We start from the raw sequence: 3,785 nt of genomic DNA, 5'->3' as shown, positions 1-3,785 counted from the left end.
CCATCTTACAGACATAAACCGGGAGAGAGACGCCGATGCTTCGCCACCTGACCTGGAGCGCCGCGGCGCTCGCCTTCCTGACCGGAGCCAGCGCCGCGGCCCAGACCATCGCGCCGCCTGACCCCGAATGGATGCTGGTGGCCCCGGAGGATCGGCTCAGCCTCGGCGGCGTCTTCGCGGACGCCGACATCGTCATGCAGCTGGTGATGGGCGGGCTGATGCTGGCCGCGATCGCGGCCCTGGGAGTGTGGATCGTGCAGGCGGTCCGGGTGGGCCGGGGCGGCCGCGGGTTCGCCGGCGCCATGGCCTATCTCTCCGCGCTGGGCGCCGCCGGACCGCTGATCGGCTTCTTCGGCTCGGCCTACACCCTGCTGCATTCGTTCATCGGCGTCTCGAACGTGCGTCCCGTCCCGTCGCTCAGCATCATGGCGCCGGGCTTCGCCGAGGCCTTGCTGTCGGCCATGCTGGGCCTGCTGGCCGCCGCCATCGCGGTGATCGGCCACCGCCACCTGAAGGCCCGGCTCTACAGCGTCGGCCTCGAGGCTGACGAGCCGGCCGCCGCGCCGCTGCAATCCCTGTCGCGCCAGGCGCGGGTCTCGGCTTAGACTGACGCCATGACCCGGATCTCGGCGGCGGAAAGCCACATCATGGAAGCGCTCTGGCGGGACAATCCGCTCAGCGCCGATGAGATCGTGGGCCAGGTCGGGCCCGCCCAGAACTGGGGCGAGGCCACGGTCAAGACGCTGATCAACCGCCTCCTGAAGAAGAAGGCGCTGGTCTCCGAGCGGAGCGGCGGGCGTACGCGCTACCGCCCGCTCGTCAGCCGCGCCGAGTACGTCACCGGCGAGAGCCAGGGGCTGCTCGACCGCCTCTTCGGCGGGGAACTCGCCCCGCTGGTGGCCCACTACGCCAAGCACCGGCCGCTCGCGCCGGACGAGGTGGCCCGGCTGAAGCGTCTGATCGAGGACCTGGACGATGACGACGCCTGAGGACCTCGCCCCGCTCTTCGGTCCCGACCCGCTGGCGGCCTTCGCCACGGCCCTGGTCTATGTGAACCTGGCCGCGGCGGCCGGCCTTCTCGTCGTGCTGGCGGTCCGCATCCCGGTCCGCCGGCTGGTGGGGCCGCAGGTCGCCTACGCGCTCTGGGCCCTGCCGCTTCTGGCGGCCGGCGGGGCGCTCGCCCTGTTCGTGGGCCAGGCGCCCGAGCAGCGGCTGGCGGCGCCGGCCCCCGGCCTCGGCGTGACCCTGGTCTGGGCGGCGGGCGCGACGCTCGCCGCAGCGGTCTTCGCGGTCGCCCAGGCGCGGTTCGTCGTCCAGCTGCGACGCGGACATGGCGGTCCGGCCGTGGTGGGGCTGATCTCGCCGCGCATCGTCATGCCCGCCGACGACGGCCGCTACACATCCGAGGAGCGCGAGCTGATCCGCGCTCACGAGCGGCAGCATATCGCCCGCAAGGACACCCGCGCGGTGGCTTTCCTGGCGCTCGCCCGCTGCCTCTTCTGGTACAATCCCGCCATCCATCTCGCGGCCGGGGCGCTCCGGCTGGACCAGGAACTGGCCTGCGACGCAGGCGTGGTGCTCAGCCGGCCCGGCGCACGGGCGCTCTACGCCCGCACCCTGCTCAAGACCCAGCTCGCCGGCTCGCCTGCGCCGCTCGGCTGCTATTGGTCGGCGCTCGGCCCGCATCCCCTGGAGGTGCGCGTGGCGCTGCTGAAGCGCCGGGTCGGCGGCGGCCGCGGCGGGGCGGTCGGCGTCCAGGTGGACGCCATCCGGCCCTGACACTCCGGTTCTGAAACCTACTGCGGCCGCGCCTCGGGCGACCGGGTGTGGGTTGGGCTATCCTCGTCGTCGCGGCCCCAGTCGTCGGACGGGTGCAGCACCTGGCGCTCTCGGGGCAGGGCCTGCGGCAGCTCGGCCTGCAGCCAGCCGATCAGCTTCTCGCGCACCTCGCAACGCAGGTCGAAGGCGGCGCCTGCGCTGGCGGAGCTGACCAGGCAGCGGAGCTCCATGGTGCGTTCGCGCAGCTCGGTGACCTGCAGGACGCAGACCCGCCCGTCCCAGTGCGGCGAGGCCCGCGCGATCTCCTCGAGCTTGCGCCGCACCGTCTCCACGGGCGTGGCGTAGTCCACATGGACCATGGCCGTGCCGAGCAGGGACGCGGACTCCCGCGTCCAGTTCTGGAAGGGCTTCTGCAGGAAGTAGGTGAGGGGCACGACGAGGCGGCGCTCGTCCCAGACACGGACCACGACATAGGTCGCCGTGATCTCCTCCACATTGCCCCACTCGCCCTCGACGATCACCGCGTCGTCGATGCGGATCGGCTGGGTGACGGCGATCTGGATGCCGGCGAACAGGTTGGACAGGAGGGGCTGCAGCGCTAGGCCGACGAGCAGCGAGGCCGCGCCGCCGGCGGCCAGCAGGCTGACGCCCCACTGACGGACCCCGCTGATGGTCATCAGGGCGAGCGCCACGGTGACCACGATGATGAAGGTCGCCAGCGCCCGGCGCAGGATCCTGACCTGGGTCAGGTGCTTGCGGGCCACCAGATTGTCGGAGACGTCGGTCCGGAAGCGACGCATGTAGAGCGCCGCCCCGATGTCCATTGCCGTCATGGTCATCCAGCCAAACAGCACGATGAAGCCGATCAGCAGGCCGTGGCGGAGGAAGGCGGCGTTCTCACCGCTCAGCGGCGCCACGGGAGTGGCCACGACCAGGGCGAGGAGCACCATGGCCATCCGCACCGGTCGTCGCGTGCGGACCACGAGGGCGCGCCAGAACTCGTCGCGGCGGCTCAGCACGCGGCGGACCAGCCGCACCAGAAGCTCGTGGGCCACAAGCGCGATCGCCAGGGCGGCGGAAAACACGATCAGGGTGGCGAGCCATGGCGGCGCCCAGGCCAGCAGCCCGCGCGCGTCGGTGGTGAGGGAGGCGACAGAAGGCATCCGGCATCCGCGATGTGAGGGGTTCTTCGCTAACCCCTCAGCGCCGCCGCCGTTCCGCCCCCGCCGGTCCGGCAGGGGCACGTCTCCCCGGCGCTAGGCGAAGAACCAGTCGTTCTGCGCCGCAAGCGCCGTCGTGGTGACCCCTGCGAGCGTCGCCACCAGCACGGGCGCCCCGGCCCCGGCGCCGTCTGCGTCGAACCAGACGCCGAGGCCATCGGCGCCCGCCTTCAGCTGCAGCCAGCCGTCAGCCACGGGGTCGGCGCCCGCATAGCCCGCCTGCTGGAACAGGCCGCGCAGGTCCAGCATGTCCTCCCCTCGGGTGAAGTCGGTGATGCGGTCCGCGGAGGCTGACAGCTGGTCGAAGCGGAAGATGTCCTTCCCGGCGCCCCCGGTCAGGACGTCGGCGCCGCGGCCCGCGATCAGGATGTCGTCGCCCGCCGCGCCATCGAGGGTGGATCCCGCATCGTTCGCCGCCAGCCGGTTGTCGAGCTCGTTCCCAACGCCCTTCTGCGCCCAGGTGGCGGCGAGGGTGAGGTTCTCGACATGCGCGGCGAGGGTGTAGGCGGAGCTGGTGCTGATCACCTGGTCCGTCCCTTCGCCCGCCGCCTCGACGACCCGGTCGGTGGCGCGGTCGACCATGTAGGTGTCGTCGCCGCCGCGGCCGGTCATGGTGTCGGCGTTGCCCTTGCCGTCGATCAGGTCGTTTCGGCCATCGCCGGTCAGGGTGTCCTGCTTGGCGGAGCCGGCGATGATGCGGGACGGCGCGCCGGTCTCGGCCAGGCTGAAGAGGGTGTTCTGGTAGGTCGGTTCCGGCTCCGGCGGCGGGGGAGGGGCCACGGCCTT

The 3,785-nt window shown here is 72.1% G+C and carries 5 protein-coding genes; 3 read left to right on the top strand and 2 right to left on the bottom strand.

Annotation, left to right across the window (positions count from 1 at the left end):
• The first annotated feature begins 35 nt into the window (after positions 1-35).
• Genes V7Z97_RS19735 through V7Z97_RS19725 form a run of 3 tightly spaced genes read left to right on the top strand, consistent with a single transcriptional unit; the run spans position 36 to position 1,779 of the window.
• Complete coding sequence (locus tag V7Z97_RS19735) at positions 36-605, top strand: MotA/TolQ/ExbB proton channel family protein (RefSeq protein WP_334165237.1); 570 nt, start codon at positions 36-38, stop codon at positions 603-605.
• Between the two features lie 9 nt (positions 606-614).
• The gene (locus V7Z97_RS19730; protein WP_334165236.1) at positions 615-989 is read left to right on the top strand and encodes a BlaI/MecI/CopY family transcriptional regulator; all 375 of its coding nucleotides are present in this window, start codon (positions 615-617) and stop codon (positions 987-989) included.
• A complete protein-coding gene (locus V7Z97_RS19725) occupies positions 976-1,779 on the top strand; it encodes a M56 family metallopeptidase (protein ID WP_334165234.1) in 804 nt (267 codons plus the stop codon). The genes V7Z97_RS19730 and V7Z97_RS19725 overlap by 14 nt, the downstream gene beginning before the upstream one ends.
• A gap of 17 nt (positions 1,780-1,796) precedes the next feature.
• Here the strand turns inward: V7Z97_RS19725 and V7Z97_RS19720 are convergent, their stop codons facing one another.
• Positions 1,797-2,942: a mechanosensitive ion channel family protein gene (locus tag V7Z97_RS19720; protein ID WP_334165232.1), complete on the bottom strand. Its 1,146-nt coding sequence runs from the start codon at positions 2,940-2,942 to the stop codon at positions 1,797-1,799.
• 93 nt (positions 2,943-3,035) lie between these two features.
• A partial coding sequence (locus tag V7Z97_RS19715; RefSeq protein WP_334165228.1) for a calcium-binding protein occupies positions 3,036-3,785 on the bottom strand: 750 nt, incomplete at its 5' end.

The organism is Phenylobacterium sp., assembly GCF_036821595.1.
In the GTDB taxonomy this organism is placed as follows: domain Bacteria; phylum Pseudomonadota; class Alphaproteobacteria; order Caulobacterales; family Caulobacteraceae; genus Phenylobacterium.
This window is presented reverse-complemented; position numbering and strand designations above follow the sequence as displayed.